The organism is Streptomyces sp. NPDC025721 (assembly GCF_055558595.1).
In genome coordinates, this window is the sequence record NZ_JBVHMF010000002.1 from 465053 (window position 1) to 490510 (window position 25458).

General features: G+C 71.1%; 16 protein-coding genes. 5 read left to right on the forward strand and 11 right to left on the reverse strand.

Translation table 11 applies throughout. The features are described 5' to 3' along the window. The first annotated feature begins 75 nt into the window (after positions 1–75). Positions 76–1437 (forward strand): glutamine synthetase family protein, encoded by a 1362-nt coding sequence (locus ACZ4EF_RS06030; RefSeq protein ID WP_188279782.1) that lies wholly within the window; start codon positions 76–78, stop codon positions 1435–1437. Here ACZ4EF_RS06030 and ACZ4EF_RS06035 read toward each other — a convergent pair. After that, on the reverse strand, positions 1397–2407 hold the full coding sequence (locus tag ACZ4EF_RS06035; RefSeq protein WP_467502988.1) for an ArsR/SmtB family transcription factor: 1011 nt from the start codon (positions 2405–2407) through the stop codon (positions 1397–1399). The two genes, ACZ4EF_RS06030 and ACZ4EF_RS06035, sit on opposite strands and share 41 nt — an antisense overlap. Positions 2408–2620: 213 nt before the next feature. Between ACZ4EF_RS06035 and ACZ4EF_RS06040 the strand changes: the two genes are divergently transcribed. Next, the gene (locus ACZ4EF_RS06040; RefSeq protein WP_355334424.1) at positions 2621–3004 is read left to right on the forward strand and encodes a hypothetical protein; all 384 of its coding nucleotides are present in this window, start codon (positions 2621–2623) and stop codon (positions 3002–3004) included. Between the two features lie 50 nt (positions 3005–3054). Here ACZ4EF_RS06040 and ACZ4EF_RS06045 read toward each other — a convergent pair whose 3' ends face one another. Genes ACZ4EF_RS06045 through ACZ4EF_RS06055 form a run of 3 tightly spaced genes read right to left on the reverse strand, consistent with a single transcriptional unit; the run spans position 3055 to position 6305 of the window. After that, on the reverse strand, positions 3055–4074 hold the full coding sequence (locus ACZ4EF_RS06045) for a TolB family protein (RefSeq protein WP_467503081.1): 1020 nt from the start codon (positions 4072–4074) through the stop codon (positions 3055–3057). Between the two features lie 20 nt (positions 4075–4094). Then, positions 4095–5417, reverse strand: coding sequence for an MFS transporter (locus tag ACZ4EF_RS06050; RefSeq protein ID WP_355334422.1), 1323 nt, complete (start codon positions 5415–5417; stop codon positions 4095–4097). 3 nt (positions 5418–5420) lie between these two features. Beyond that, on the reverse strand, positions 5421–6305 hold the full coding sequence (locus tag ACZ4EF_RS06055) for an alkaline phosphatase family protein (protein WP_188279784.1): 885 nt from the start codon (positions 6303–6305) through the stop codon (positions 5421–5423). A 955-nt stretch (positions 6306–7260) separates the two neighbouring features. Here ACZ4EF_RS06055 and ACZ4EF_RS06060 point away from each other — a divergent pair. Then, positions 7261–10287: a bifunctional [glutamine synthetase] adenylyltransferase/[glutamine synthetase]-adenylyl-L-tyrosine phosphorylase gene (locus ACZ4EF_RS06060; protein ID WP_467502992.1), complete on the forward strand. Its 3027-nt coding sequence runs from the start codon at positions 7261–7263 to the stop codon at positions 10285–10287. Positions 10288–10853: 566 nt separating this feature from the next. Here the strand turns inward: ACZ4EF_RS06060 and ACZ4EF_RS06065 are convergent. Further along, entirely contained in the window at positions 10854–11129 is a 276-nt protein-coding gene (locus ACZ4EF_RS06065; RefSeq protein WP_467503082.1) for a winged helix-turn-helix transcriptional regulator, read from the reverse strand. 159 nt (positions 11130–11288) lie between these two features. On the opposite strand from ACZ4EF_RS06065, the gene ACZ4EF_RS06070 reads away from it, so the two are divergent. Beyond that, a complete protein-coding gene (locus tag ACZ4EF_RS06070; protein WP_467502994.1) occupies positions 11289–12140 on the forward strand; it encodes a thioesterase family protein in 852 nt (283 codons plus the stop codon). On the opposite strand, the gene ACZ4EF_RS06075 is transcribed toward ACZ4EF_RS06070, so the two are convergent. The 6 genes from ACZ4EF_RS06075 to ACZ4EF_RS06100 form a co-directional block, all read right to left on the reverse strand. Then, positions 12128–13024: a phosphatase PAP2 family protein gene (locus ACZ4EF_RS06075; protein WP_467502996.1), complete on the reverse strand. Its 897-nt coding sequence runs from the start codon at positions 13022–13024 to the stop codon at positions 12128–12130. The genes ACZ4EF_RS06070 and ACZ4EF_RS06075 overlap by 13 nt on opposite strands. Before the next feature lie 37 nt (positions 13025–13061). Beyond that, positions 13062–14153: a LacI family DNA-binding transcriptional regulator gene (locus ACZ4EF_RS06080; protein ID WP_355334408.1), complete on the reverse strand. Its 1092-nt coding sequence runs from the start codon at positions 14151–14153 to the stop codon at positions 13062–13064. A 34-nt stretch (positions 14154–14187) separates the two neighbouring features. Next, on the reverse strand, positions 14188–16047 hold the full coding sequence (locus ACZ4EF_RS06085; RefSeq protein WP_467502998.1) for a glycoside hydrolase family 13 protein: 1860 nt from the start codon (positions 16045–16047) through the stop codon (positions 14188–14190). A 104-nt stretch (positions 16048–16151) separates the two neighbouring features. Then, a complete protein-coding gene (locus ACZ4EF_RS06090) occupies positions 16152–17072 on the reverse strand; it encodes a sugar ABC transporter permease (protein WP_355334406.1) in 921 nt (306 codons plus the stop codon). A gap of 13 nt (positions 17073–17085) precedes the next feature. Continuing rightward, on the reverse strand, positions 17086–18066 hold the full coding sequence (locus tag ACZ4EF_RS06095; protein ID WP_188283291.1) for a carbohydrate ABC transporter permease: 981 nt from the start codon (positions 18064–18066) through the stop codon (positions 17086–17088). A gap of 122 nt (positions 18067–18188) precedes the next feature. Continuing rightward, the gene (locus ACZ4EF_RS06100) at positions 18189–19487 is read right to left on the reverse strand and encodes an extracellular solute-binding protein (RefSeq protein WP_467503001.1); all 1299 of its coding nucleotides are present in this window, start codon (positions 19485–19487) and stop codon (positions 18189–18191) included. Between the two features lie 450 nt (positions 19488–19937). Here ACZ4EF_RS06100 and pulA point away from each other — a divergent pair, with 450 nt between their 5' ends. Continuing rightward, positions 19938–25403 carry a pullulanase-type alpha-1,6-glucosidase gene (gene pulA, locus ACZ4EF_RS06105; protein ID WP_467503003.1) on the forward strand — a complete coding sequence of 1822 codons (5466 nt, stop codon included), beginning with the start codon at positions 19938–19940 and terminating at the stop codon, positions 25401–25403. Positions 25404–25458: the final 55 nt, after the last annotated feature.

Here is a 25458-nt window from a genome sequence, read left to right on the forward strand (position 1 = left end):
CGCAATCCCGGATGTGCGTCCCCGATATGGCCAGTGGCGGGGAGCAGGTGGCCTGACCGGCAAGGATGGATGGATATGGACAAGCAGCAGGAGTTCGTTCTCCGCACCCTGGAGGAGCGGGACATCCGCTTCGTCCGCCTGTGGTTCACCGACGTGCTCGGCTACCTGAAGTCGGTCGCCGTCGCACCGGCCGAACTGGAACAGGCCTTCGACGAGGGCATCGGCTTCGACGGCTCCGCCATCGAGGGCTTCGCCCGGGTGTACGAGTCCGACATGATCGCCAAGCCGGACCCCAGCACCTTCCAGATCCTGCCCTGGCGCGCCGAGAGCCCCGGCACCGCGCGCATGTTCTGCGACATCCTCATGCCCGACGGCTCCCCGTCGTACGCCGACCCGCGCTACGTCCTCAAGCGCGCGCTCGCCAAGACCTCCGACCTCGGCTTCACCTTCTACACCCACCCCGAGATCGAGTTCTTCCTGCTCAAGGACAAGCCGATGGACGGCGGGCGGCCGACCCCCGCCGACAACTCCGGCTACTTCGACCACACCCCGCAGAACGTCGGCATGGACTTCCGCCGCCAGGCCATCACGATGCTGGAGTCCATGGGCATCTCGGTGGAGTTCTCGCACCACGAGGGCGCCCCCGGCCAGCAGGAGATCGACCTGCGCTACGCCGACGCGCTCTCCACCGCCGACAATGTGATGACCTTCCGGCTCGTCATGAAGCAGGTCGCCCTCGAACAGGGCGTGCACGCCACCTTCATGCCCAAGCCGTTCTCCGAGCACCCCGGCTCCGGCATGCACACCCACCTGTCGCTCTTCGAGGGCGACCGCAACGCCTTCTACGAGTCGGGCGCGGAGTTCCAGCTCTCCAAGGTCGGCCGCTCCTTCATCGCGGGCCTGCTCCGGCACGCCGGTGAGACCGCCGCGGTCACCAACCAGTGGGTCAACTCCTACAAGCGGATCTGGGGCGGCTCCCAGCGCACCGCTGGCGCGGGCGGCGAGGCCCCCTCGTACATCTGCTGGGGCCACAACAACCGCTCGGCCCTGATCCGTGTCCCCATGTACAAGCCCGGCAAGACCGGCTCCACCCGCGTCGAGGTCCGCTCGATCGACTCCGGCGCCAACCCCTACCTCGCCTACGCCGTCCTCCTCGCCGCGGGCATGAAGGGCATCCAGGAGGGCTACGAACTCCCGGCCGGCGCCGACGACGACGTCTGGGCCCTGTCCGACTCCGAGCGCCGCGCCCTCGGCATCGAGCCCCTCCCGCAGAACCTCGGCGAGGCCATCACCCTCATGGAGCGCAGCGAACTCGTCGCCGAGACCCTCGGCGAGCACGTCTTCGACTTCTTCCTGCGCAACAAGAAGCAGGAGTGGGAGGAGTACCGCTCCGAGGTCACCGCCTTCGAGCTGCGGAAGAACCTCCCGAACCTGTAGCCGAGAGGAGCTGCTCGGCCTGCGGGGTGCGGCGGTAGTAGACGCGGTGGCCGTGGCGGGTCCGGGTGAGGAGACCCGCCCGGTGCAGGCGCGTGAGGTGGTAGGAGACGGTCGACGGGTCCAGGTGGTGGAGCTCGGCCAGCTCCGTGGTGGTGAGGGGGCGGCCCAGCGACAGCAGCAGGCTGTGCCGGGTGGCCCCCAGGACGTCGGCCGCCGGGTGGCCGCCCTGTGCGGCGCGGCGGCCTGACGGAGCGCGGGACACCGGATAGCAGAGCATCGTGTCGTGCTGGAACATCGGGTCGAGGCCCGGCGTCAGGTCCCCGGTGACGGTGGGGATCATGACGACGGCCGGCGCGTGCGGCACCGTGGTGCGGAACGGGCTGCGGACGGTCAGTGTGCCGTCGTGCCAACTGGTGTCCGGATGCAGGGAATCCAGGACCGCGCCGGTTCCCTGCCGGGCCATGAGCTGGGAACGGGCGTTGATATCGGCTTCGAGGCGGCCACGGATCACCGGCCAGCGCGCTGCGAGTGTGTGGTTCCACAAAGCGTGCAGTTCCTGAGCCGCTTTCTGGACGAATGCGGTTTCCCCCCGGTCGAGTTGGCTCAGGACCGGCGCGGACAGCTCGGTTCCGGGAAAGCCCTGACCGGCGAAGCCCGTGGTGAACACGGTGATTTCCTGCACCAGCCGGGTCGGCGCGAGGGTGGCTATCCGGTGGAGTTCGTCATCCAGGCTGGGCGCGAACCGCGCGGGCGCGGGGCTGATGAAATCCGGCAGCCACACCTCGCCCTGGAAGAACCCCGCCAGCAGGGGCATCTGCCGGTCGTGCAGCAGCCGCGGCAGCGCGCCGAGCCGTTCCCCGCGGCGGGACGACCTCATGGCGGTGGACAGGACACCGAACAGTTCGACCATCGGTGAGATGGCGAACCGGGTCCTGGCCAGCTCGGCCGGGCCCAGCGACAGACGCAGCATGATGCCTTCCCGGACGGATCGGGCGGACGTCCGAACCGCCAGCCAAACATTGGAACGTCATCCAATCAATGGCAATCCCGGCCAACGTCGGCGTCTACTTGGGGCTGCCCGGAGAATCGGTGCGCGTTTACGCGCGACCGTGAACGGCAATGCGTCGGCACGGCTCCGGGTGCGGAATTCGGTCAATTCCTGCGAACAAGGAGGCCCTTGAGTATGCGTATCGGAAAGCGGACGGTCACCCTCGCGGTAAGCGGCGCGCTGCTCGCCGGCACGGTCGGCTTCGTGGCCGCGTCCCCCGCCCAGGCGGTGGACTGCAACCTCCCCCCGGTGGGCGACATGTGCCTGCACATCCACAACACGGACACCAACACGTGGTACTGGCTCGGCCCGTGGAACGCCTGCGCGGTCCACAACATCGCCATCGACGAGCAGGCCACCTGGATCAACAACAACCAGGTCGGCGGGGTGCGCACCACCTTCTACTACGGCCGCGACGGCAAGAACCCCATCGGCAGCGTCGCCCAGGACTACTCGGGCCGCCCGCCCGGCTACACCGACAGCGACCTCTCCTCCGCGCAGTCCGTCCGCGTCTGCTGACCCGCGCCCCCCCCGAGGCGGGGCCGCCCCGGAGGACGTCACCTCCGGGGTCAGGGCAGCCAGGCGGGGGCCAGGGCCGAGGGGGTGAGGAGGCGGGGGGCGCCGGTGCCGTCGGCGGGGGCGGTGTACAGGTCGGAGCCGTAGTCGCCGGGGAGGGAGTAGACGACGGTCGCGTTGTCGGACCACACGGCCTGGTCGTCGACGCTGCGGGTCTCGGTAAGCGGCCACTCGCGCGAGGTGGCCAGGTCGAGGACGTAGAGGCGCCAGGGGGCGTCGGCGGGCAGGCCGGGCACGCGTTTCTTGAAGGCGATCCGGGTGCCGTCCGGGGAGAGCGACGGGCACTCGACATTGGTGCGCAGCGTGGTGACGGTACGGGCGGCGACGTCGCCGCGCACGAGGTAGGTGTGACCGCCGGTGGCGAGCGTGGCGTAGAAGTGCCGGTCGTCGGCGAAGGTGACGCCCCAGAAGTTGATATCGGCGGCGCGCACGCGGTGCCCGTCGCGGGTGACGGCGTAGTCCTCGAGGGACGACTGGAGGGTCCCGGTGCGGGTGTCCAGGATCGAGGTGCGGGTGGAGAAGTCGGTGCCCGCGTACGAGTCGCCGCCGACGAAGACGGTCCACGCGGCCATCCGCCCGCTGGGCGAGACACGGGCGCGGGTGGGGATGCCCGCGAGCGGCACACGGCGGGTGGCGCGCAGCGCCGAGTCCAGGACGACCGCGTCGTACGAGTCGTTGACCGCGCCGCGCTTGGCCTGGAGGCAGATGCCGGTGCCGCCCGCCGCGTAGAAGCGCAGGCACTTCACGCCGGACGCGACGCGGGGCCCGTCCGGCGCGGAGGCGGGCACCGAGGCCAACTCGTCGCGGTGCGGCCCCCACGCCATGGAGCGGAAGACGATACGGGGGCCGCCGGCGGCCAGCGAGACCGTACCGGCGCGGACGGCGGGGCCGCCTGCCTGAACCTGGTTCTTCCGGTCGGCCCGGTCGGCGGCCCGCCAGACCGCGACCCCCGCCACGCACGCCAGCACGGTGATGCTGGCCAGCAGCACCAGCAGCCGGTTGCGCATGCTCATACCGCCCTCGACCCGCCCGCTCATGCCGTCGCCTCCGGCGCCGTGGGAGTCCGTGACGGCCGCAGCCGGACCGACAGCGCGACGCTCGCCGTCAGTGCCAACGCGGCCCCCGTCAGGGCGGATTGGTCGCCCCACGCGGTCCACGCCGCCCCGAAGGCTATGGAGCAGACGAAGCGCGCTGCGGCCTGCCCGGTCTGTACGAGCGCGAGCCCGCTGGAGCGCAGCGCCGCCGGTACGGAACCGGCCGCGGCCGCCATCAGCACGCCGTCCGTGGCGGCGTAGAAGGCCCCGTGCAACGCCAGTACGGCGTACGGCAGTACGCCCGCCCGCAGGTGGGCGAGGAGCAGCCCGTACGCCAGGAGCAGCGCGAAGTGGCCGCCGACGAAGACCCGCCAGCGGCCGACCCGGTCCGCCCAGCGGCCCAGCGGCACGGCGAGCAGCAGGAAGGCGGCGGCGGTGCCCAGCGGGAGGAGCGCGAACCACCGGTCGGGGACGCCGAGTCGGCGTTGCAGCAGCAGATAGACGAAGGAGTCGCTGACGGTGGCGAGCCCGAGCGCCACCGCGCACAGCGCCAGCCCGCGCAGCTCCCGCCGCCCGAGCAGCCCCACGGCGGCCCGTAAGGACGGCCGGTCAACGTCCTTGTCAGGCACGGGAGTTGACCGCCGTACGCCCGACGGCACGAACAGCAGCAGCACGACCACGCCGACCGCCGCCACACAGAAGCTGACGGTGAAGACCGCGTCGTATCCTTCCGCCGCCTGACGGAGAATCAGGAAGGCGGCCAGCGGCCCGAGAAGCGCCCCGGTGGTGTCCATCGCGCGGTGCACACCGAACGCCCGGCCCCGCGACTCCGGCGGCGCCGACAGCGAGATGAGCGCGTCGCGCGGCGCGGTCCGCAGACCCTTGCCGGTGCGGTCGACGGCGAGCACCGCGCCGATCAGCGGCAACGTGTGCACGGCCAGCAGCAGCGGCTTGCACAGCGCGGACAGCCCGTACCCGAAGGCGGCCACCGCCTTGTGCCGCCCGCCGCGGTCGGCGAGATGCCCGCCGACCAGCCGTACCACCGCGCTGAATCCGTTGTAGACGCCGTCGAGCAGACCGAAGCCGAGCGGGGAGAGCCCGAGCCCGGTGACCAGGTACAGCGGCAGCACCGCGGTGACCATCTCCGACGACACATCGGTGATGAGGCTGACCGCGCCGAGCGCGAGCACCGTCGAGGTGACCGCGGACGACCGCCCGGGACGCGGGCCCCGGGCGGTCGTCGGCGCTGTCGTCGGGCTGTCCGCCGCGCTCGTCGGTGCGGGTGTCGCGGGCGTGCTGCCGCGGCTCTCGCTGACGTACATCGGTCAGTTGGTCCAGATGCCGGTGATGTCCGCGGCGGACGCGGCGTTGCCCGCGTGCCCCGAGGTACCCGCCAGATCCTCCAGCGTGCGCAGCAGGTTGTAGTGGTTGTAGTTGGTCGCGGACGAACTGCCCGCGGTGACCGGCTGACCGTAGAAGACGGTCGGAATCCGGTTGCCGCTCAGCGAGTTGTCCTCGTCGAAGGTCACGACCAGCACGCTGTTGTGGGTCTTCGCCCACGTCGCGTACGCGCCCAGGTTGTTCTTGATCCAGGTGTCGCCGGTCGCCACCGAGCAGTCGTGCATGTCGCTGCACAGATTCGGTACGACGAAGGACATCCGCGGCAGCGTCGAGTAGTCCGTCGGGAACTGCGCGAAGGTCTTCGCGGTCGACGTCGGGACATTGCCGAAGCCGAACCACGGGTTGTGCTTCTGCGCGTAGTTGCCGCTCTTGCAGGTCGTCGAACCCTGGCTCGGCAGCGTCTCGTTGTAACTGCCGAAGGTCTTGCCCGCGGCGATCACCTCGGAGCCGAGATTCGCGGCCGAGCTGAAGCCGATCTTCACGCAACTGTCGTCCGTCACGCCCTGCGTGGACCCGGAGAACAGCGCGTAGTAGTTCGGCTGGCTCGGGTGCGTGATCGCGTGGCTCTGCGTGAGATTCGCGCCGCCGGTGGCCAGCGAGTTGATGTACGGCGCGCTCGAACTGCCGATGACCTGGCTGTACGCGTGGTTCTCCATGACCACCACGAGGGTGTGGTCGGGGGTGGGCACAGAACCGGCCGCGTGCGCCGAGCCGCCGAGACCGGTCCACAGACCGGCGGACGCGGCGGCGAGGCCGACTGCGGACAACAGAGCGGTGCGGCTGCGGCGGGGCAGAGTCCAGCCGTGCACGGCGTACCTCCGGTAGTGGGGGGAAGGACGAGGAACCGCTGTACATGACAAATTTTAAGAGCCCGATCACGTCAGGGCGAGCGGGCGCCGGGTGAAATGAAGGCGAACACCGAGGTACGGCCTGCCGCCGGCTCCCGAGGCCCTCCTGCGGGGGACACCGCGCCCCTGCCCCCTACCGGGCAGCCCCGCCCGCCACGCCGCGCCACTCTCCCGCGTGGCCAAGCCCGCGATGTCCGCCCGCACGGAGGGGGGCCTCCGGCCGGGAGGGGGGTGTGGTCGGTGAGTCGGCGCTGCGCGCGCGCCGCGTGGTGCGGGTCGTGCGGTTGCGCCTGCGGCGCGGGTGGCCTCCGGCCGGGAGGTGGGGTGTCGCGGTCGGCGGGGCGGCGCTGCGCGCGCCGTGCGTGCGGGTCGTGCGATTCCGTCCGCACGGCGGGGGCCTTGGGTCGGAGGCCGGGGTGGTGCGGTTGCTGGGGCGGCGCTACGCGATCCGTGCGGTTCCGCCCGCGCCGCGGGGAGCCTCCGGCCGTGCGGGCGGGGTGTCGCGGTCGGTGGGGCGGTGCTGCGCGCGCAGCGCGGTGCGAGCTATGCGGTTGCGCCCTCACCGTGCGGGTCATGCGGTTGCGCCCATGCCATGCGTGCCGTACGGGGCCGGGCCGCGCCGCGTGGTGCGGGTCATGTGTTTACGCCCACGCTCGTGCGGGCCTCTTGGTCGCTGGGATGGGGCCGTGTGCGGGGCGCGGGATCGGGGTCGGGGTCGGGTGGACTGGTGGCCGCACTCCGGCGACCGAGCCCCCCGCAGGGGGTTACGCTCAAACCGAAGCCTTGATCGATCCGGGCTTGCGCGGGACCGTTCCGGGGTACGGGACACGCGCCACCGCGAAGCCAAACCAAGCCAAACCAAGCCAAGCCAGTCGAGCGTCACCCCGCCACACCACATGACCCGCCGGGAGGGCCGATGCAGGGACGCCGGAGCAGTACGTTCACGCGGCTGCTGCGGCACGGCTTCACGGACCCGGCGGCGGCCGAGCGGCTGCTGGAGCTGCCCGAGCTGTCGACGGTCAGGACGGACCCGGTGCTGCTGGAGGCGCTGGGCGCGACGGCCGACCCCGACCAGGCGCTGATCAGCCTGGTACGCCTCACGGAGGCGCTGGACCCGGCGGAGCGGCGGACACTGCTGGACACCGTCATGACGGCGAAGCCGCTGCGCGACCGCCTGCTGGGCATCCTCGGCGCCTCCGAGGCCCTCGGCGACCACCTCGCCCGGCACCCCGCCCACTGGCACGCGCTGGTGATGTACGAGTCCGCCGACCTGCACCCGGGCGTCGCCGACTTCGTCCGGGCCCTCTCGGGCGCCGACACCCCCGACGCGCTGCGCGTCGCCTACCGCCGCTGCCTGCTCGGCATCGCCGCCCGCGACGTGTGCGGCACCAGCGACCTGGTGCGTACCGCCGCGGAACTGGCCGACCTCGCCACCGCCACCCTGCGCGCCGCGCTGGCGATAGCCGCAGCCGAGAGCCCGCAGGACGCCGCCGTCTGCCGGCTGTCCGTCATCGGCATGGGCAAGTGCGGCGGCCACGAGCTGAACTACGTCTCCGACGTCGACGTCGTCTACGTGGCGGAACCGGCCGAGGAGACGGCGGGCCAGGAGGACGCGGAAGGCACCGCCGTACGCGCAGCCACCCGGCTGGCCGCCCGGATGATGCGGATCTGCTCCGACACCACCGCCGAGGGCACGATCTGGCCGGTCGACGCCAATCTGCGGCCCGAGGGCAAGAACGGGCCGCTGGTCCGTACGCTCTCCAGCCACCTCGCCTACTACCGGCGGTGGGCGAAGACCTGGGAGTTCCAGGCGCTGCTCAAGGCCAGGCCGGTCGCCGGGGACGACGCGCTCGGCGAGGAGTACCTGGCCGCGATCCGCCCGCTGGTCTGGCAGGCCGCCGAGCGCGAGAACTTCGTCACCGACGTGCAGCAGATGCGCCGCCGCGTCGTGGAGAACATCCCCGCCGCCCAGATCGACCGCGAGCTGAAGCTCGGCCCCGGCGGCCTGCGCGACGTCGAATTCGCCGTGCAGCTCCTCCAGCTCGTGCACGGCCGCACCGATCCGTCGCTGCGCAGCGGCACCACGCTGACCGCGCTCGCCGACCTCGCCGCGGGCGGCTACGTCGGCCGCACCGACGCCGCCGCGCTCGACGACGCCTACCGCTTCCTGCGGCTGATGGAACACCGCATCCAGCTCCAGAAGATGCGCCGCACCCACCTCGTCCCCGACGACCAGGCGGGACTGCGCCGCCTCGGCCGCGGCCTGGGCTTCCGCGCCGACCCGGTCGCCGAGCTGAACCGGGAGTGGAAGCGGCACGCCATGGAGGTACGGCGGCTGCACGAGAAGCTGTTCTACCGGCCGCTGCTGGACGCGGTCGCCCAGCTCGGCGGCGAGGAGACCCGGCTCAGCACCGACGCGGCCCGCCAGCGCCTCCAGGCGCTCGGATACGCCGACCCGGCCGCCGCCGTCCGCCACCTGGAGGCGCTGGCCAGCGGCGTGAGCCGCAAGGCCGCCATCCAGCGCACGCTGCTGCCGGTGCTGCTCGGCTGGTTCGCGGACTCCGCCGACCCCGACGCCGGGCTGCTCGGCTTCCGCAAGGTCTCCGACGCGCTCGGCAAGACCCCCTGGTACCTGCGGCTGCTGCGCGACGAGGGCGCGGCGGCGCAGCGGCTGGCCCGCGTCCTCTCCTCCGGGCGGCTCGCCCCCGACCTGCTGATGCGCGCCCCCGAGGCGGTCGCGCTGCTCGGCGCCGCCGACGGTCTCGTGCCGCGCGACCACGCCGCCCTGGAGCAGGAGGTGCTGGCCGCCGTCGGCCGCGCCGACACCCCCGAGCAGGCCATCGCCTCGGTACGGGGAGTACGCCGCCGCGAGCTGTTCCGTACCGCCGCCGCCGACCTCATCGACACCTACGGCGACGACGAGGAGGCCCAGGAGGAGACGCCCGACGAGCCGCCGGACCCCGCCGCGCTGGTCGACCGCGTCGGCACCGCCATCTACGGGCTCACCGCCGCAACGCTCGCGGGCGCGCTGCGCGCCGCCGTCAACCACGTCACCGGCAACGACGCGCACCCGCTGCCCACCCGTTTCGCCGTCATCGGCATGGGCCGCTTCGGCGGCCGGGAGCTGGCCTACGGCTCGGACGCCGACGTGCTCTTCGTCCACGAACCGCTCGACGGCGCCGACGAGGGCGAGGCCACCCGCGCCGCGCTCGCCGTCGCCGACGAGCTGCGCCGCCTGCTCCAGATCCCCACCGCGGACCCGCCGCTGCTGGTCGACGCCGATCTGCGGCCCGAGGGCAAGAGCGGGCCCATGGTCCGCAGCCTCGCGTCGTACGCCGCCTACTACCGGCGCTGGGGGCTGATCTGGGAGAACCAGGCGCTGCTGCGCGCCCTGCCGGTCGCGGGCGACGCGGATCTCGGGGCGCGGTTCACCGCCCTGGTCGACCCGCTGCGGTACCCGGAGAACGGCCTCGAAGAAGAGGCGGTCCGCGAGATACGGCGCCTGAAGGCCCGGATGGAGACCGAGCGGCTGCCGCGCGGCGCCGACCCCACTACGCACGCCAAGCTCGGGCGCGGCGGGCTGTCCGACGTCGAGTGGACGATTCAGCTCGTGCAACTCCAGCACGCGGGGCGGCTGCCCGCCCTGCGCACCACCGGCACCCGCCCGGCCCTCGCCGCCGCCCGCGAGGCCGGGCTCATCGACCCCGAGGACGCCGCAGTCCTCGACGACGCCTGGGTTCTCGCCACCCGCGTCCGCAACGCCGTCATGCTCGTTCGCGGCCGCCCCGGCGACACCTTCCCCAGCGACGGCCGCGAACTCGCCGCCGTCGGCCGCTACCTCGGCTACCCGCCCGGCCACGTCGGCGACATGCTGGAGGACTACCGCCGCCGCACCCGCCGCGCCCGCGCCGTCGTCGAACGCCTCTTCTACGCCTACGAGTAGCCCGCCTCGGACCGCCTCGGGCCGGCTCGGGTCGGGCGGGCTCGGGTCGTGCGTGGGTCGGGGGCCGGGGGCTGCGGGAGAGGGGTTCGAAATCGGTATATTTACGGCGCTTCTGGTACTCCCTATCCGGTGACCTCTCCTGCGCCACAAATATCCGGCAGCATTTCGAACCCCTCTCCCTCCGCCCCCAACCCCCTCCACCCCCGGATGTGGGAGGGGGAGGGGGTGGAACGGCGGGGCGCCCTCACGGTCTTGGACACCCGTCCACCCGCGGACCGTGTGAGGGTGCCACCCTCCCAGCCCCGGGAGGAGGACGCTCGGGGCGCCCTCACGGTCCTTGCCACCCACCCCGGCCACCCCCACCGGCCCGTCGGACGCCGACGTACCCGGAGGGGACGGGCCGGGGTGCCCCCGCAGAAATGCGGTGACAAGAAGGGCACCGGATACGCGGGGCCAGGTAGCCGCATTTCGAGGAGGTGCCCCGGACCGGCACCGACCAGGCACAGGCGGCACCCGCAGACGACAAAGCACCCGCACGGGTGGGCGGGCGGGCAAGAACACCCCGCCTATTCGGAAAGCGTCTCCGCCCACGTACGAGACCAGTGATCCAACGGCGCGATGGCCTCGGCCAGCCCCGCCCCGAGAGGCGTGAGCCCGTAACGCCCCTGATCCCCCTGCGCGAGCAGCCCGGCCGCGGCCAACTCCCGCAACCGCTGATAAAGAACGCTGGGCGACATCGCGTCGCACCGTTCACGCAGGTCACGCGCACCGACCGGCCCGTCCCGCAGCTCCCAGAGAATGCGCAGCGCCCAGCGCCGCCCCAGCAGATCGAGCGCGGCCATCAGGGGCCGCCCGGTGCGCGAGCCACGGACCTCGCCGCCCGGCCGGGGGCCACCGGTGCCACCCTCCATCCGACCCTCCTTGACGCTTCTGATTCCGAAATCATACGGTGGTGTCAGGCGTTACGGAATGCGAAACGTACACGAGCCGGAGGAGCAGGGATGGGCGAACCGACCGCTTTCTACGAGCCCGACCCGGACGGGTCCTTCGTGGCGACGGACGCCACCCAGGGCCCCTGGTCGCCCGACCTCCAGCACGGCGGCCCGCCCAGCGCGCTGCTGGTCCGCGAGTTCGAGGCCCTGATCGCGGCGACGGCACGGAACGGCGACTCCGACGGCGACCCCGACATCGACTCCGAGGGCCACCCCGACGGCCACCTCGCGAAAATCGCCATGGACTTCCACGGCCCCGTCCCCGTCGGCCCGGTCCGCGTCCGCGCCTCCGTCCTCAAGCCCGGCAGGCGCGCCCAGCTCCTCGCGGGCGAGCTGAGCGTCGACGGCCGGGTCGTCCTGTCGGCCCGCGCCTGGTGGCGCCGCCGCTCACCCGGCCTCGTACCGGACGTCTCCGTCCAGGCCGCGCCGCTGCCGGACCCCGACGACGTCGTCCCGGCCGACCCGCTCCCCGGCCACTTGGACCATGGCTGGATCGCGTCCATGGACTACCGCTACCTCGCCGGATTCGTCACGACGCCGGGACCGGCCACGGTGTGGGTGCGCCCGAAGTTCCCGCTCGTCGCGGGCGAGACGACCTCCGGCACCCAGCGGGCCGTCCTCGTCTCGGACGGCGCCAGCGGCTTCAGCGCCGCGCTGGACTTCCGCACCCACCTGTTCAGCAACCTCGACCTCGTGCTGAGCTTCCTGCGCCCGCCGGTCGGCCCCTGGGTGGCGCTGGACGCCGTGTCAGCCCTGGACGGGGCGGGCGGGGGTACGACCAGCACCCGCCTCGCCGACACCGCCGGTTACCACGGCTTCGCGCTCCAGACGCTGTACGTGGCGCCGCATCACGCCGTCTGAGGGTCAGACGCCCGGGCCGACACCGCGTCCACCGGCTGGCGCGGCATCCGGTACAGCCAGCGCCCGTAGACCAGGTACGAGATCCCGTAACCGACCGCCAGGCACACCACACCGCCGACCGCGTCCAGCCAGAAGTGGTTGCCGGTGGAGATGATGACCGTGAGGGTGAACACCGGGTACAGCGCGCCCAGCGCCTTCGCCCAGGTGTGCTTGGCCAGTATCGCGATGGTGATCCCGCACCACAGGGACCAGCCGATGTGCATCGACGGCATGGCCGCGTACTGGTTCGACACATGCGCCAGATTGCCCGAGGACAACGAGCCCCAGGTGTGGTGCACCTCGACGGTGTCGATGAAGCCGCCGCCCGTCATCAGCCGGGGCGGCGCCAGCGGGTAGAAGTAGAAGCCGACCAGGGCCATGGCGGTGGTCACGAAGAGCACCAGACGGGCCGGGCCGTACCGCCCCGGATGGCGGCGGTAGAGCCACACCAGCACACCGATGGTGATGATGAAGTGCAGCGTGGCGTAGTAGTAGTTCATGATGACGATCAGCCAGGTCGCCGAATTCACGGCGTGGTTGACGGACCGTTCGATCGCCAGACCGAGGTGGTTCTCGAAGGACCACACCGACGCGGCGTGTCGCAGGGCGACGGTCTTCTGCTCCGGAACCGCGTTCCTGATCAGCGAGTACACCCAGTAACTGACGCCGATCAGCAGGATCTCGAACCAGAGCCGGGGTCTGCGGGGTGTGCGGATGCGCCTGAGGAGGGTGTGGCGCGGCTCCGTGCGGGCCACGCCGGTCGCTCCATCCGGGGGAGTGGAACCGGTGGAGCGCGGCGAGGCGGTCGTACGGCCGCCCATAGTCTTCGCAGTCGGTTCCCCCATGGGACACCAGTCTGCCAGATTCGCCCCGTATCGCAGGTCAGCCTTCGGTCGGATCCTGCGTGCCGCCCGTCCCCCTTGAGGAGGGTTTCTGTGCGGGCACGGGCGTGTTCCGCGCGGCCGGCGCGGCGGCTGTTGAACCTCGAACGACCAGCTCGGGCAGGAAGACGAATTCGCTGTGGGGCGCCGGCGTGCCGCCGATCTCCTCCAGCAGCGCGTTCACCGCGGCCTGGCTCATCGCCGCGACCGGCTGCCTGATGGTGGTCAGCGGCGGATCGGTGAAGGCGATCAGCGGCGAGTCGTCGTAACCGACCACCGAGACGTCCTCCGGCACCGACAGGCCCTGCTGCCTGGCCGCCCGGATCGCGCCGAGCGCCATCATGTCCGACGCGCAGACGATCGCGGTGCAGCCCGAGGCGATCAGCGCCGTGGCCGCCGCCTGACCGCCCTCCAGCGTGTACAGCGAGTGCTGGACCAGTGTCTGCGCCTCGTCCTCCGCCATGCCCAGCACGTCCGCCATGGACGCCGTGAAGCCCTCGATCTTGCGCTGTACGGGGACGTACCGTTTCTGCCCGACGGCCAGGCCGATCCTGCGGTGGCCGAGCGCCGCGAGATGGGTGACGGCCAGCCGGACCGCGTCCCGGTCGTCCGGCGACACGAACGGCGCGTCGACCTTCTCCGAGAAGCCGTTGATCAGCACGAACGGCACGCCCTGGCCCTGGAGCCTGGCGTAGCGCTCCATGTCGGCGGCCGAGTCGGCGTGCAGACCGGAGACGAAGATGATCCCGGCGACCCCCCGCTCGACCAGCATCTCCACCAGTTCGTCCTCGGTGGACCCGCCGGGCGTCTGGGTGGCGAGCACCGGGGTGTACCCCTGGCGGGTCAGCGCCTGTCCGATGATCTGCGCGAACGCGGGGAAGATCGGATTCAGCAGCTCGGGGGTGATCAGCCCGACCAGTCCGGCGCTGCGCTGGCGCAGCCGGACCGGCCGCTCGTACCCCAGGAGGTCGAGCGCGGCCAGTACGGATTCACGGGTGGTCGTGGAGACGCCGGGTTTGCCGTTGAGTACCCGGCTGACCGTCGCTTCACTGACCCCCGCCTGGGCTGCGATGTCAGCGAGCCGCGCGGTCACAGCACCGGATGCTAGGGGACGGAACGCCACCACGTCAGATCGCCCACCAAATTGCCGTGTCTGCGGAGATAGTCAGCTCAATGCTGCCATTCTCCGTGTTCGGGACGCCCGCCGTCGAGCCGCCGCTGACATCGCTGTCACCGCTGACGTTACCGCTGCCGCTGGTGGAGCCGGAGCCGGAGCCGGAGCCGGAGCCAGTGCCAGGGCCCGCGCCCGCACCCGCGTGCAGGCCGCTGTCGCTGGACAGCAGCATCCGCCCGGGGCCGGGAAGCGTCACCGTCACCGGCTCGCGGGTCAGGTTGACCGCGCAGACGAAGCTCCCGGCGCCGGGCTCGTCCCCGCCGCCCCTGCGGAAGGCCAGTACGCCCTCGGGCGCGTCCAGCCACGTCACCGCGGCGCCCGCGCCCAGCGCCGGGTGCTCCCGGCGCACCGCGAGGGCCGCCCGGTACAGCTCGAGGGTCGACGCCGGGTCGCCCGTCTGCGCCTCGACGCTCAGGCCCGCCCAGCTCTTCGGCTGCGGCAGCCAGCTCGGCCCGCCCGCCGGACCGAAGCCGTACGGCGCCTCGTCGCCCGACCACGGGATCGGCACCCGGCAGCCGTCGCGGAAGCCGTCCTGCCCGGCCGCGCGGAAGAACGACGGGTCCTGCCGTACCTCGTCCGGCAGGTCCGTCACGTCCGGCAGGCCCAGCTCCTCGCCCTGGTAGAGATACGCAGAACCCGGCAGCGCCAGCATCAGCACGACCGCGGCCCGCGCCCTGCGCAGCCCCAACTCCCGGTCGCCCGGCTCACGTTGCTGCGTCCCCAGCTCCGGCGGGTTGCCGAAGCGCGTCGCGTGCCGGGTCACGTCGTGGTTGGACAGCACCCACGTGGCGGGCGCGCCCACCGCGCTCATCGCGGTCAGCGACTTGTCGATGACCTTGCGCAGCTCCGGCGCGTCCCAAGGGGTGCTCAGATACTCGAAGTTGAACGCCTGGTGCAGCTCGTCGGGGCGCAGGTAGAGCGCGGCCCGCTCGATCGTCGGCGTCCACGCCTCGGCGACCGCGATCCGGTCTCCCGCGTACTCGTCCAGGATGCGGCGCCAGCCGCGGTAGATCTCGTGCACACCGTCCTGGTCGAAGTACGGCATCGCCGCCGTGCCCAGCAGCGTGAGCTGCTCCGCGTGCCCGATGTCCGGCAGGCCATCGGCCTTCACCAGGCCGTGCGCGACGTCGATCCGGAAGCCGTCGGTGCCCAGGTCCAGCCAGAAGCGCAGCACGGAGCGGAACTCGTCGTGCACCGCCGGGTGGTTCCAGTTGAAGTCGGGCTGCTCGGGCGCGAACAGGTGCAGGTACCACTCGCCGGGCGTGCCGTCCGGGTTGAGGGTACGGGTCCAGGCCGGGCCGCCGAAGATGGACTCCCAGTCGTTGGGCGGCAGTTCGCCGTCCGCGCCCTTGCCGGGCAGGAAGTGGAAGCGGTCCCGCAGCGGCGAGCCCGGTCCCTCGTGCAGCGCCCGCTTGAACCACTCGTGCTGGTCCGAGCAGTGGTTGGGCACCAGGTCCACGATGACCTTCAGGCCCAGCGCGTGCGCGGCCCTGATCAGGTCGTCGGCGTCGGTGAGGCTGCCGAACATCGGGTCGACGGCCCGGTAGTCGGCCACGTCGTACCCCGCGTCGGCCTGCGGGGAGGCGTAGAACGGCGACAGCCACACCGCGTCCACACCCAGTTCGCGCAGGTACGGCAGCCGGGCGGTGATCCCGGGCAGGTCGCCCATGCCGTCGCCGTTGCCGTCGGCGAAGCTGCGCGGATAGACCTGGTAGATGACCGCGTCGCGCCACCAGTCTCTGCGCTCCGCCCCGGCGTCGCCAGCGGCGTCGGCAGTGGCGGAGCTGGGCGCGTGGGTGAGGTGCTGGCTCATGGCTTCCTTCATTGTTCCGGGCCTTCGGCGGCGGGGGAACGACAACTGGCTTACGTACGTGGTGCGGTGCGGACGGTCGGGCCCTCGCGGGGCCTTCGCGGGCCTCAGCCCTTGGTGCCTCCGGCGGTGAGGCCGGCCACCAGGTGGCGCTGGACGAGCAGGAAGACGATGCCCGCGGGGATCGCGATCACGACCGAGGCGGCGGTCATGCTGCCCCAGTCGGCGCGCTGGTCGGAGGCGAAGGTGCGGATGCCCGCCGCCAGCGTGGAGTGCTTGTTGCTCATGAACTGGCTGGAGTAGGCGACTTCGCCCCACGCGGTGAGGAAGCTGTAGAAGGCGGTGACCGCGAGGCCCGGCCGGGCCAGTGGCACGATCAGCCGCCAGAAGGTGCCGAACGGGGTCAGGCCGTCCACCCGGCCCGCCTCGTCGATGTCGCGCGGGATCGTGTCGAAGTACCCCTTGAGCATCCAGGCGCAGAAGGGCACCGAGATCGTGCAGTAGACCAGGACCAGGCCGAGGTAGGTGTCGATCAGGTCGAGCTGCGCCATCAGGTTGTACAGCGGCACGATCAGCACGGCCACCGGGAACATCTGCGTGATCAGGAACGTCCACATCAGCGACTTGTGCCCGGGGAACTTCATCCGGGAGATCGCGTATCCGGCGCTGGAGGCGATCAGCACGCCGAGCACCGTGGTGGCCGCGGCCACGATCACCGAGTTGAGGAACCACTTGGGGAAGTTGGTGTGGAAGAGCACGAACCGGTAGTTGCCCAGGCTCAGATGGCGCATGACCTCGCCGGGCTGCTGCCACGAGGTGCTGGGGCCCAGCGAGATGAAGACGATCCACAGCACGGGGAAGACCGCGACGGCGCTCGCCACCAGCAAGGTGGCGTGCAGCGCGAGCGAGGCGCCGCGGCTGCGGGTGCCGCGCGGGCGGTACTTGCGGCGCGCGGCGGACCCGGGGGCCGCGCCGGTACGGGCGGCGGGGGCGGTGGCGGCCGGGCCGCTGTGGGTGGTGGCACTCATGGTGATCCGGCTCCTATGCCTGCTCGGACTTCAACTGGCGGCGGTAGAAGGTGGAGAAGGCCACAAGGATGAGGAGGATGACGATGCCGTAGGCCGCGGCGCCCGAATAGTCGGACACTCCGGTGAACGCCTTCTCGTAGGCGTACGTCACCAGGATGTCGGTGTCCCCTGTGGTGTTGTTGCCGAGCAGCAGGAAGATGATCGGGAACATGTTGAACGTCCACACGGTGCTCAGCAGGATCACCGTGCTGGTGACCGGCCGCAGGCCCGGCAGCGTCACGTTGAGGAACCGCTGCAACGGCGTCGCGCCGTCCATCTCGGCCGCCTCGTACAGCTCGCTGGGTATGGACTGGAGGCCGCCCAGGGTCGCCACCATCATGAACGGCACGCCGCACCAGACGTTGACGATGATGACCGCGATCTTCTGCGCGAAGGGGGTGCCCAGCCAGTCCTGGGCGGGCATTCCCATGTGCGTGATGATGTCGTTGAAGACGCCGTACTGCGAGTTGAACATCAGCCGCCAGGCGAAGACGCCGATGAAGGCGGGGACCGCCCACGGCAGGATCAGCGCGAGCCGGTAGAAGAGGCGGAAGCGCACCGGGCGGTTGAGCAGCATCGCCATGCCGAGGCCGATGGCGTACGTGATCGCGACGCAGGACACGGTCCAGATGACCGTCCACTGGAGCCGCGGGTAGAAGTCGCCGTCCTTGCCGGAGATGATCTGCCAGTAGTTGTGCAGGCCCACGAAGTCGTACGTGGCGCCGATGTGGACCGGGCCGATGTCCTTGGCGACGTTCATCTCGGTCGCGTTGGTGAGCGACAGGTAGATGCCGTACACCAGCGGGTAGAGGACGAGCACGCCGATGACGATGAGCACCGGGGCGACCATCACCCAGGCGTACCAGTACTTGTCCCAGGACCGCCGCAGCGACGTCCTGAGGCCCGGCCGGGGGGCCTTGCCCCGGGCGGGGGTGTCCATGGTGGCGGTGGTCATCGCTCCTCGGCTCTGTCGGGTCTTGTGGCTGTTCAGGAGTGGACCGGACCGGCCGGCCGGGCGCGTGGGCCCCGCCTGTTCAGGTGGCGGGGCCCCGGCCGGCCGGCCCGGAGAAAAGGGGGCTACTGGACGGTGAATCCGGGCAGCAGCTTGCCGAACTCCTTCGCCGCCGTGTCGAGCCCGTCCTTCACGGAGGTCTCACCCTGAAGGATCTTGATGTACTGCTGCTGGAGCGGCGTGAACAGGCTGCCGACCTGGGGCAGCGCCACCCGCGGCCGGGCGGTGTCCATGATCGGCTTGAACCCGGCGATCTGCGGGTTCTTGGTGACCTCGGCGGTGTACGCGGACGTCCGCGTCGGCAGCGTGCCGTTCTTCAGCGCGATCTGCTGCTGGCTGCTGGAGGAGGTCATGAACTGCGTGAACAGGTACGACGCGTCCAGGTTCTTCGAGCCCTGGTAGACCGCCAGGTCGTGACCGCCGGTCGGCGCCAGCGCCTTGCCGGTAGAACCGGCCGGGACCGGCGCGTACCCCAGGTTGCTCTCCTTGCCCTGGAAGGCGCTGCCCGCCAGGTCGTCGCTGACCGACCAGGGGCCCTGGATCAGCATCGCGACCTTGCCGGTCTTGAAGGACGTCTGCATGTTGTCGTACGCGCTCGCGAAGTCGACCTTCAGCGAGGAGGTGTCGTAGACCTCCTTGGCCTTGGTCACCGCCTTGACCGCCTCGGGCGAGTTGATCGTGATCTTCTTGCCCGCCGGGTCCGCCAGGTCGGCGCCCTCGCCGAACAGCAGCGGGAACAGGAAGTACGAGTCCGGGTTCACGTACGTGCCCGCGACCCCCGGCACCTTCTCCTTGATCGTCTTGGAGTCCGCGATCAGCTCGTCCCACGTCTTCGGCGGCGCCGCGATCCCCGCCTTCGCGAAGATGTCCTTGTTGTAGAGCAGCCCCAGCGTGTCCGTCACCGACGGCACCCCGTAGGTCTTCCCGTCGTACTTCGTCGTGTTCAGCGGCCCCGCGAGGAAGTCGCCGGCGTCCGTCAGCGCGGCCGTGCCGTCCAGCGGCGCGATGTAGTGCAGCGACGCGTACTCCGGGATCAGGCCGACGTCCGCCCTGATCACGTCCGGCGCGCCCTTGCCGCTCTGCGCCGCCGCCTTGAACTTCTGCTCCACCGTGGTGAAGTCCACGTTCTGGTAGTTCACCTTGATCTTCGGGTACTTCGCCTCGAAGTCCGCGATCAGCGCCTTGTACGTCGGAGCCTCGTTCTTCGCGTCCGAGGTGTCCCAGTACGTGATCGACCCGGTCACCGCCGCCGGGTCCTTCGCCGCCGACGCCTTGTCATCCTTGCTGTCACTGCTACCGCCACAGGCGGTCACCCCGAGAACGATGGCCGCGGCCATCGCCACGGCGGATATGCCGCGTCGCATACCTGACTCCTTGAAGAGGGAAGTGCCCGTTCGCCCAGATCCGACTGGCTCCACTGCTCGGGCTGGGCAGGAACGTAACAGCGATGCAATCCCTTGCGAAAGTCCTTGCAAGCAACTTTCTGCAAGAACCCTTCCGATGTGACGAACGCGTTACCACCGTGCGACACCCGCTCGGGGAGGCGGAACGCGGTACGGACCGCGGACGGCCGGGGGGTGCCGGACGGCGGGAAGACCTGTACGGAAGGGGAGTTGAGGAGCGTTACCCGGCGTATCGCATGCTGGAATCCCTTACAAGGTCTTGCTGTAAGCCTCCCCGCGGGGATACGGTCCCGGTCAAGTTCGTTCCGGCGCCGATGCCGGAGCTGCACCGGGTTTTCATGCGCGTGGGGCCCCGGCGCGAGGCTGTCCCCTTTCCGCCGTCAGGCGGAGTAGTCGCAAGGAGAACCGCCCGTGGCCCTGCCGTTCAGGCTGCCCGCGTACCGGTCGCGGACCGGTAGACGTATCAGAAGCACCGCCGTCGCCACGGCGCTCGCCGCGCTCGTGGCGCTGGCCGTACCGGCCGCGTCCGCACACGGCGTGCCCGCCCCGCCACCACCGCCGTCGGACAATGCGCTCGCCGGGCAGGCCGCGCGGCACGACGCCACGCGTGAGCAGTTCTACTTCGTGATGCCGGACCGCTTCGCCAACGGGGACAAGGCCAACGACAAGGGCGGTCTGACCGGCGGCAGGCTGACCACCGGGTACGACCCCACGGACAAGGGGTTCTACCAGGGCGGTGACCTCAAGGGCCTGACGCAGAAGCTGGATTACATCAAGGGCCTGGGCACCACCGCGATCTGGATGGCCCCGATCTTCAAGAACCGGCCGGTGCAGGGCACGGGCACGGACGCCAGCGCCGGGTACCACGGCTACTGGATCACGGACTTCACCCAGGTGGACCCGCACTTCGGGACCAACGACGACCTGCGCAGGCTGATCACCGCGGCGCACGCCAAGGGCATGAAGATCTTCTTCGACGTGATCACCAACCACACGGCCGATGTCATCGGCAACGCGGAGAACACGTACACCTACCTGTCAAAGGGCGCGTTCCCGTACCTCGCCGCGGACGGCACCCCCTTCGACGACAGCACCTACGCCGACGGCGGGAACGGCGCCGGGAAGGCGACGTTCCCGAAGGTCACGACCGCGTCGTTCCCGCGCACGCCCATCGTGCCCGCGGACCAGAGGAACGCGAAGGTGCCGGCCTGGCTCAACGACCCGACGATGTACCACAACCGCGGCGACTCGACCTTCGCGGGCGAGAGCGCCGACCAGGGCGACTTCAGCGGCCTGGACGACCTGTGGACCGAGCGGCCCGAGGTCGTCAGCGGCATGGAGCGGATCTACGAGAAGTGGGTCAAGGACTTCGCGATCGACGGCTTCCGCATCGACACGGTCAAGAACGTCGACCTGCCGTTCTGGACGCAGTGGGCGACCGCGCTGGACGACTACGCGGCCAGGCACGGCCGGCCGAACTTCTTCATGTTCGGCGAGACGTACTCCGCCGACCCGGCGATCACCTCGCCGTACGTCACGCGGGGCCGCCTCGACGCGACGCTCGACTTCCCCTTCCAGGACGCGGCCCGCGCCTACGCCTCGCAGGGCGCGGCGCCCGCGAAGCTCGCCGGGGTCTACGGCCAGGACTACCGCTACACGACGGACAAGGCCAACGCGTACGAGCAGGTCACCTTCCTCGGCAACCACGACATGGGCCGGATCGGCTCCTTCCTGAAGCAGGACAACCCGGCGGCGGACGACGCCGAACTGGTGCGACGGGACCGGCTGGCCAATGAGGTGATGTTCCTCGGCCGCGGCAACCCCGTCGTCTACTACGGCGACGAGCAGGGCTTCACGGGCGCGGGCGGCGACAAGGACGCCCGGCAGACGATGTTCGCCTCCCAGGTCGCCGACTACCTCGACGACGACGAGATCGGTACCGCGCGCACGCACGCCGACGACGCGTACGACCCGACGCACCCGCTCTACCGCGCCATCGCCGCGCTGTCGAAGCTCACCAAGGACCACCCGGCGCTGCGCGACGGGGTCCAGACCGAGCGGTACGCGGAGCCCGGCACGGCGGCCGGTGTCTACGCGTACTCCCGCACGGACGCGAAGACGCGTGACGACTACCTGGTGGCGGTCAACAACGCGACGGCCGCGAAGACGGTCACGATCCCGGCTGCGGGCGCGGCGAAGGCCGCGTACCGGGCGCTGTACGGGACGACGGGGACGCTCACCACGGGCGCGGACGGTTCGCTCAAGGTGACGGTGCCCGCGCTGAGTTCGGTGGTCTACCAGGCCGCCAAGCCGCTGCCCGCGCCCACCGCGAAGCCGACGATCACGCTGGCCGCACCCGAGGCGGGCGCCACCGGCACCGTCGAGCTGACGGCCGACGTCAGCGGCGGCGGCCTCAACCGGGTCGTCTTCGCCGCCCAGACCGGCAACGCCACGTGGCAGGTGCTCGGTTCTGCCGACCACGCCCCGTACAAGGTGACGCAGACGATCGACCCGAAGACGGCGGCCGGAACGCCCGTACGCTACAAGGCCGTTGTGGTGGACGCCGCCGGACGTACGGCCGCGGCCACCGCCGCGACCAGCACCGGTACGACCCCGGTCACCCCGCCGCCCACCGCGATCAGCCACGACTACGCGGTGGTCCACTACCAGCGGACCGACGGCGACTACGCGGACTGGGGCCTGTACACCTGGGGCGACATCGCCGACGGCGAGGCCACCACGTACCCGGCGGGCCACGCCTTCACCGGCCGTGACGCGTACGGCGCCTTCGCCTATGTGAGGCTCAAGCCCGGCGCGTCCGATGTCGGCTTCATCGTCGTGAACAAGGACGGCGTCAAGGACACCGACGGCGACCGCGCGATCGACCTCACCGCGACCGGCGAGGTGTGGATCAAGCAGGGCAGCCCGGACGTGGCCACGGCCGCGCCGGACGGCGCCTACCCGCCGCAGGACACCGGCAAGGCCGTCCTGCACTACCACCGCGCGGACGGCGACTACACCGGCTGGGGCCTGCACGTCTGGACCGGCGCGGCCACCCCCACCGACTGGTCCTCGCCCGTCAGGCCGGCCCGGATCGACTCCTACGGCGCGGTGTACGAGGTCCCGCTCGCCGCGGGCGCCACCTCGCTCAGCTACATCCTGCACAACGGCGACGCGAAGGACCTGCCCAGCGACCAGTCGCTCGACCTGACCGGGACCGGCCACGAGGTGTGGCTGCTCGGCGGCACGGAAAAGTATCTCCTGCCGCAACCCCAGGGATCAGGAGCTGACTTGGACCTCACCAAGTCGCAGGCCCAGTGGATCGACCGTGACACCGTCGCCTGGCAGACCTCCGCCGCGGCGGCGTCCCAGCAGCTCGTCTACGCGCCCGACGGCGGCATCACCGTCAAGGACGGCGCGCTGTCGAGCGAGGGCAAGTGGCTGCGGCTGACGAAGACCGCGACCGGTCTCACCGCCGCCCAGCTCGCCAAGTACCCGCAGCTCAAGGGGTATTCGGCCTTCACGATCGACCCGCGCGACCGGGCCCGCGCCACCGACGCGCTCAGCGGCCAGATCATCGCCACCCAACGCGCCGCCAACGGAGCCCTGTTGGCCGCGACGGGCGTCCAGACCCAGGGCGTGCTCGACGCGGTCTACGGCGCCGCCGCCGCGAAGGACACCCTCGGCCCGGTCTTCACGCACGGCACCCCGCGGCTGTCGCTGTGGGCGCCGACCGCGCACCGGGTGAGCGTGGAGATCGACGGCAGGACCGTACCGATGCGCCGGGACAAGACCAGCGGCGTCTGGTCGGTGACCGGCAGCCGGTCGTGGACCGGGAAGACGTATCTGTACGACGTCACCGTCTGGGCCCCCAGCGTCCAAAAGCTCGTGGTCAACAAGGTCACCGACCCCTACTCGGTCGCGCTGACCACCGACTCCGAGCGCAGCCTGCTGGTCGACCTGGACGACCCGAAGCTCGCCCCCAAAGGCTGGGAGCGGCAGGCCAAACCGGCCGCGGCGCCGATCGGCCGGGCGCAGATCCAGGAGCTGCACATCCGCGACTTCTCGGTGGCCGACAGCACCGTCCCGGCCGCCGACCGCGGGAAATACGCCGCCTTCACCGACACCTCGTCCGCGGGCATGACCCACCTCAAGGCGCTCGCCGCGGCAGGCGTCAACTACGTCCACCTGCTGCCCGCCTTCGACTTCTCGACGGTGCCCGAACGCGAGCGGGACCAGGCGAAGCCCGCCTGCGACCTGGCCTCGTACGCGCCCGACAGCGAGCGGCAGCAGGCGTGCGTGACCGCGGCGGCGGCAAAGGACGCCTACAACTGGGGTTACGACCCGTACCACTTCACCGTGCCCGAGGGCTCCTACGCCAAGAACCCCGACGGGCCGCAGCGCACCACGGAATTCCGGCAGATGGTGCAGGGCCTCAACAACGCGGGCCTGCGCGTGGTCATGGACGTCGTCTACAACCACACCTCGGCGGCGGGCCAGGCCGACACCTCCGTCCTCGACAAGATCGTGCCCGGCTACTACCAGCGGCTGATGCCGGACGGCTCGGTCGCCACCTCCACCTGCTGCGCCAACACCGCGCCCGAGAACACCATGATGGGCAAGCTCGTCGTGGACTCGATCGTCACGTGGGCCAAGGAGTACAAGGTCGACGGCTTCCGCTTCGACCTGATGGGCCACCACCCCAAGGCGAACATCCTCGCCGTCCGCAAGGCGCTGGACGCGCTGACGCCCGGTCACGACGGCGTGGACGGGAAGAAGATCATCCTCTACGGGGAGGGCTGGAACTTCGGCGAGGTCGCCGACGACGCCCGCTTCGTCCAGGCCACCCAGGCCAACATGGCGGGCACCGGCATCGCGACCTTCTCCGACCGGGCGCGCGACGCCGTACGCGGCGGCAGTCCGTTCGACGAGGACCCCGGCGTGCAGGGCTTCGCCTCCGGCCTCTACACCGACCCCAACTCCTCGGTGAACAACGGCACGCCAGCCGAGCAGAAGGCCCGGCTGCTGCACTACCAGGACCTCATCAAGGTCGGACTCACCGGCAACCTCAAGGAGTTCGGCTTCACCGACTCGGCGGGCAGGCGGGTCACCGGAGCCGAGATCGACTACAACGGCGCACCCGCCGGATACGCCGACGCGCCGGGCGACGCCCTCGCCTATGTCGACGCACACGACAACGAATCCCTCTACGACGCCCTCGCCTTCAAGCTCCCCGTCGGCACCTCGGCCGCCGACCGCGCCCGTATGCAGGTCGTCGCCGAGGCCACCGCCGCGCTCTCCCAGGGGCCCGCGCTCTACCAGGCGGGCTCGGACCTGCTGCGCTCCAAGTCCCTCGACCGCAACTCCTTCGACTCCGGGGACTGGTTCAACGCGATCCACTGGCAGTGCGCCGACGGCACCGGCTTCGGCCGGGGACTTCCGCCCGCGGCCGACAACCAGGCCAAGTGGCCTTACGCCAAGCCGCTGTTGACGCAGCCCCAGCTCAGCCCCGGCTGCGCGCAGATCACCGCGGCCTCCGCCGCGTACCAGGATCTGCTGCGGATCCGCACCGCCGAGCCCGCCTTCCGGCTCGGCACCGCGGCCCAGGTCCAACAGCAGGTCTCCTTCCCGCTGTCGGGCCCCGACGAGACGCCCGGCGTCATCACCATGAAGGCCGGCGACCTGGTGATCGTCTTCAACGCGACGCCGACGACCCAGAAGCAGCGGGTGGAGGCGGCGCGCGGAACCTCGTACGCCCTGCACCCGGTGCAGGCGGCCGGGACCGACCCGGTCGTCAGGACCTCGACGTACGCGGCGGGGACCGGGACCTTCACCGTGCCGGGGCGGACGGTGGCGGTGTTCAGGACCGGTCGCTGAGGACCGTCGGGCGCCCGTGAGGGGAGCCCGCGATCCGGCCGTTTCCGCACTGAAT

Excerpts from the sequence above, each read along its gene's own strand:
- ACZ4EF_RS06030 (WP_188279782.1), top strand. The coding sequence starts at position 76 with ATGGACAAGCAGCAGGAGTTCGTTCTCCGCACCCTGGAGGAGCGGGAC.
- ACZ4EF_RS06035 (WP_467502988.1), bottom strand. The coding sequence starts at position 2,407 with ATGCTGCGTCTGTCGCTGGGCCCGGCCGAGCTGGCCAGGACCCGGTTC.
- ACZ4EF_RS06040 (WP_355334424.1), top strand. The coding sequence starts at position 2,621 with ATGCGTATCGGAAAGCGGACGGTCACCCTCGCGGTAAGCGGCGCGCTG.
- ACZ4EF_RS06045 (WP_467503081.1), bottom strand. The coding sequence starts at position 4,074 with ATGAGCATGCGCAACCGGCTGCTGGTGCTGCTGGCCAGCATCACCGTG.
- ACZ4EF_RS06050 (WP_355334422.1), bottom strand. The coding sequence starts at position 5,417 with ATGTACGTCAGCGAGAGCCGCGGCAGCACGCCCGCGACACCCGCACCG.
- ACZ4EF_RS06060 (WP_467502992.1), top strand. The coding sequence starts at position 7,261 with ATGCAGGGACGCCGGAGCAGTACGTTCACGCGGCTGCTGCGGCACGGC.
- ACZ4EF_RS06065 (WP_467503082.1), bottom strand. The coding sequence starts at position 11,129 with ATGGCCGCGCTCGATCTGCTGGGGCGGCGCTGGGCGCTGCGCATTCTC.
- ACZ4EF_RS06070 (WP_467502994.1), top strand. The coding sequence starts at position 11,289 with ATGGGCGAACCGACCGCTTTCTACGAGCCCGACCCGGACGGGTCCTTC.
- ACZ4EF_RS06075 (WP_467502996.1), bottom strand. The coding sequence starts at position 13,024 with ATGGGGGAACCGACTGCGAAGACTATGGGCGGCCGTACGACCGCCTCG.
- ACZ4EF_RS06085 (WP_467502998.1), bottom strand. The coding sequence starts at position 16,047 with ATGAGCCAGCACCTCACCCACGCGCCCAGCTCCGCCACTGCCGACGCC.
- ACZ4EF_RS06090 (WP_355334406.1), bottom strand. The coding sequence starts at position 17,072 with ATGAGTGCCACCACCCACAGCGGCCCGGCCGCCACCGCCCCCGCCGCC.
- ACZ4EF_RS06095 (WP_188283291.1), bottom strand. The coding sequence starts at position 18,066 with ATGACCACCGCCACCATGGACACCCCCGCCCGGGGCAAGGCCCCCCGG.
- ACZ4EF_RS06100 (WP_467503001.1), bottom strand. The coding sequence starts at position 19,487 with ATGCGACGCGGCATATCCGCCGTGGCGATGGCCGCGGCCATCGTTCTC.